A 3,174-nucleotide genomic window follows, 5' to 3' on the forward strand; every position below is an offset into this window, starting at 1 on the left:
CTTTAGTATGTAATTATTAATACAATATATATATTTGATTATATTATATAATTAATTTAAGGGAGGTTTTTAATATGGAGAAATATGTATGTACAGTGTGTGGTTATATTTATGATGAGGCAGAAGGTGATCCAGATAATGGTGTAGCTCCTGGAACAAAATTTGATGATATTCCAGATGAATGGGTTTGCCCGCTATGTGGAGTACCAAAATCAGATTTTGAAAAAGAACAATAATTTGTATTGTTTTTTATACAATAATAAGGATATAATTTTATAAGGAGAAATAAAACAGTAGCTTTAAGAACTGTTTTATTTCTAGGGATGTAACCATAAGGGGCTATCAAAATAATTATAAAAGTTTTGAAAGTCCCTTATTTATATAAATATTAATTAATAATGTAGTGCAACAATAACAAGCAGGAGAATGAGTAGTATGTTTACTGAAGAAAGACTTAACGAGATATTAAATATTCTAAATATACAGGGGAAAATAAAAGTCAAAGATTTGAGTCAAAAATTTAAAGTAACGGAAGATTGTATAAGAAAAGATTTGAAACAGTTAGAACATGCGGGAAAACTAAAAAGAACATATGGAGGCGCTATTCAAATTAGGCAGTCGTCCCAATTACATGATATTTCAGAAAGAGAAAAAGTCGATATTTCAACTAAAACTGAAATTGCCAAGAAAGCATTAGATCTAATAGAAGATAGGGAAACCATATTCTTAGATATATCTACAATTAATATTTTGATAGCAAAAGCTATCGTGAACACTGCTAAAAGAGTAACAGTAGTAACTAATATGCTAGAAATTGCAAATATCTTATCGGCTTCAAATAATAATATAACGGTAGTATTGGCGGCTGGAGTTTTAAATAAATCCTTAAATGGATTTATAGGATCTGCAACAAATGATTTTATTAAAAAATATAAATTTGATAAATCATTTATAGGTAGTTGTGGAATAGATGCCTTTGACCGAAGTATAACCACTTTTGAGATCGAAGACGGAATAACAAAAGCAACGATAATACAATCTAGTAAAAAGACATTTTTAGTTATGGAAAATAAGAAATTCTTTGCAGATGGTAATTATAAATTTGCGATGATTGATGATATAAATTCTATAATAACTGACGAAAAACCCAATGAGCAAATTATTGATATATTAGAAAACAATGAAATTGAATTAATTTGATAATAGTTACCTGCATAATTAATATGGTTATGACCCTAGAAAGTTTGAAAAAACAATTAATACCTTAATAATGGTTTTTAGCTAATAAAACATACACTTGTGAATATAAGTGTATGTTTTATTTATGAGCTATTTATGTTTTAGTTTTATCTTAGCCACATTATCACTGCATCTTCTTTATTGTCTTCATAATAGCCTTTTCTAATGCCATCTTGCTTAAAATTATGTTTTTCATAAAGAGCTTTTGCGGCTGTATTGCTGCTTCTTACTTCTAAAGTATAGGCTACGCAGCCTTGCCTTTTACAGTGAGAAAGCAATTCTTCAAGTAGTTTAGATGCGATTCCTTGCTTTCTGTAGCTTGGGTGTACTGCTATATTTGTTATATGTGATTCATCTAATACAATCCATGTTCCTGCAAAACCAACAACTTTATCATCAATTTTAGCTACAAAATATTTTGCAACAGGATTAGTTAATTCTTGAATATAGGAACTTTTACTCCAGCAAACAGCAAAGCTTAATGAGCTGATAGTTAAAACGGCCTCAATATCTTCTTCTTTCATTAAATCAATATTTACACACATCTTACTTCATCCTTTGCTCATATTCTCTTTCAGCCTGCGGTTTTTTTAGATAAAATGGACTGGAATCTGAATTATCAAATATTCCATTTCTTAATAGAGAACTGCCAATCTCTCCTAAAGAAGATGCACGAACTAAATTAAGGTGATTAGGAGGGAAGAAGCAATTTGGACAATTTTCAATTAAATAGTCCTTATACTTATCTAGACCATCACCTATAAAAATTACTTTTTCATTCTTTGATTTGATTATTTCGATTAATTCATCCATGTCTAAAGCAGAATAATCTAAAAGTTTCTCAAGATAAACCTGCAGGTCAGTGTTTGTATCTAAATCTTTTGTTTTGCTTGAACTAGTTAAATTAGAATGTCCTCTATATAATGATGTGTAGACACTATTTCTTAAAGCATCCATTATTGGACATATAATACCGTCAAAATTAGCGACACTAAGTGCTAGGGCATCTAGGCTAGATACGCTTACATAAGGTTTTCCGCTTCCAAAACTAAGACCCTTTATTGTTGCCATGCCAATTCTAAGTCCTGTAAATGAACCAGGTCCTTTTGAAACTACATAACCATCAATGTCATTAATACTCATATTATTTGTATTTAATAAAGTTTCAATTATTGTCATTAAAATAACTGAATGTTCCTTTTTGTCATTTAGAGTAATTTCTCCAAGCAATTTTCCATCTTTCATTAAAGCAACAGTTGCAACCTTGGAAGATGAGTCTACTGCAAGTGTAATCATATTTTCAGCTCCTTTATATAATTATATCTCTCCCCATAAGGAGTCAAAAGTATTTTTCTGTAATCTTCACCTTTATTAAGATCTTTCGTTATCTTAATATGTAACAAATCCTCTGGCAGGATTTCTTCTATATAATTTGCCCATTCTATAATTGATACGGCATCTGAAAAAATATAATCATCAAATCCGATTGCATGAACCTCATCAGGATCACTTACTCTATATACATCAAAGTGATTAAGTTTTAATCTTCCACTTTCATACTCGTTAACAATTGTGAATGTTGGACTGGTGATAGTATCATATATACCTAGGCCTTGAGCAATTCCCTTTGTAATATGAGTTTTGCCGGTACCTAAATCTCCGGTTAAACAAATTATATCACCAGGATTTAGCATCTTGCCAAGTTGTATTCCTAATTTTGTAGTAGTATCTACATTATAAACTTCAAATTCCATGAAATTCCTCCTTTGGGTAAGAATCTAAATCTTACATTGTAGGATTTTAAGTTATTATATGTTCACATAATATAATTCTTATTATGGGATAATAAATGTAAAGATAATGAATTCTTATCTTCTTATTTTATAACAAAATTATATAAAATCAAATTATTAAATAATATTTACTATAAAATAT

General features: G+C 29.3%; 5 protein-coding genes. 2 read left to right on the plus strand and 3 right to left on the minus strand.

Features of this window, described 5'->3' with window-relative positions; translation table 11 throughout:
- Positions 1-74 precede the first annotated feature (74 nt).
- Both rd and CLCHR_RS24055 read left to right on the plus strand, forming a co-directional pair.
- Positions 75-236, plus strand: coding sequence for a rubredoxin (gene rd, locus CLCHR_RS24050; RefSeq protein ID WP_079442462.1), 162 nt, complete (start codon positions 75-77; stop codon positions 234-236).
- Positions 237-435: 199 nt separating this feature from the next.
- Positions 436-1,200 carry a DeoR/GlpR family DNA-binding transcription regulator gene (locus CLCHR_RS24055; protein WP_079442463.1) on the plus strand — a complete coding sequence of 255 codons (765 nt, stop codon included), beginning with the start codon at positions 436-438 and terminating at the stop codon, positions 1,198-1,200.
- Positions 1,201-1,346: 146 nt separating this feature from the next.
- On the opposite strand, the gene rimI is transcribed toward CLCHR_RS24055, so the two are convergent.
- From rimI to tsaE, 3 genes are read right to left on the minus strand one after another with little or no spacing between them, the layout of a single operon-like run.
- Entirely contained in the window at positions 1,347-1,784 is a 438-nt protein-coding gene (gene rimI, locus CLCHR_RS24060) for a ribosomal protein S18-alanine N-acetyltransferase (RefSeq protein ID WP_079442464.1), read from the minus strand.
- A 1-nt stretch (position 1,785) separates the two neighbouring features.
- Complete coding sequence (tsaB, locus tag CLCHR_RS24065) at positions 1,786-2,535, minus strand: tRNA (adenosine(37)-N6)-threonylcarbamoyltransferase complex dimerization subunit type 1 TsaB (protein WP_079442465.1); 750 nt, start codon at positions 2,533-2,535, stop codon at positions 1,786-1,788.
- Positions 2,532-2,993 (minus strand): tRNA (adenosine(37)-N6)-threonylcarbamoyltransferase complex ATPase subunit type 1 TsaE, encoded by a 462-nt coding sequence (gene tsaE / locus CLCHR_RS24070; protein WP_079442466.1) that lies wholly within the window; start codon positions 2,991-2,993, stop codon positions 2,532-2,534. Before tsaE ends, tsaB begins: the two co-directional genes overlap by 4 nt.
- Positions 2,994-3,174 lie beyond the last annotated feature (181 nt).

Source organism: Clostridium chromiireducens (genome assembly GCF_002029255.1).
GTDB lineage: Bacteria > Bacillota > Clostridia > Clostridiales > Clostridiaceae > Clostridium > Clostridium chromiireducens.

Excerpts from the sequence above, each read along its gene's own strand:
- rd (WP_079442462.1), top strand. The coding sequence starts at position 75 with ATGGAGAAATATGTATGTACAGTGTGTGGTTATATTTATGATGAGGCA.
- CLCHR_RS24055 (WP_079442463.1), top strand. The coding sequence starts at position 436 with ATGTTTACTGAAGAAAGACTTAACGAGATATTAAATATTCTAAATATA.
- rimI (WP_079442464.1), bottom strand. The coding sequence starts at position 1,784 with ATGTGTGTAAATATTGATTTAATGAAAGAAGAAGATATTGAGGCCGTT.
- tsaB (WP_079442465.1), bottom strand. The coding sequence starts at position 2,535 with ATGATTACACTTGCAGTAGACTCATCTTCCAAGGTTGCAACTGTTGCT.
- tsaE (WP_079442466.1), bottom strand. The coding sequence starts at position 2,993 with ATGGAATTTGAAGTTTATAATGTAGATACTACTACAAAATTAGGAATA.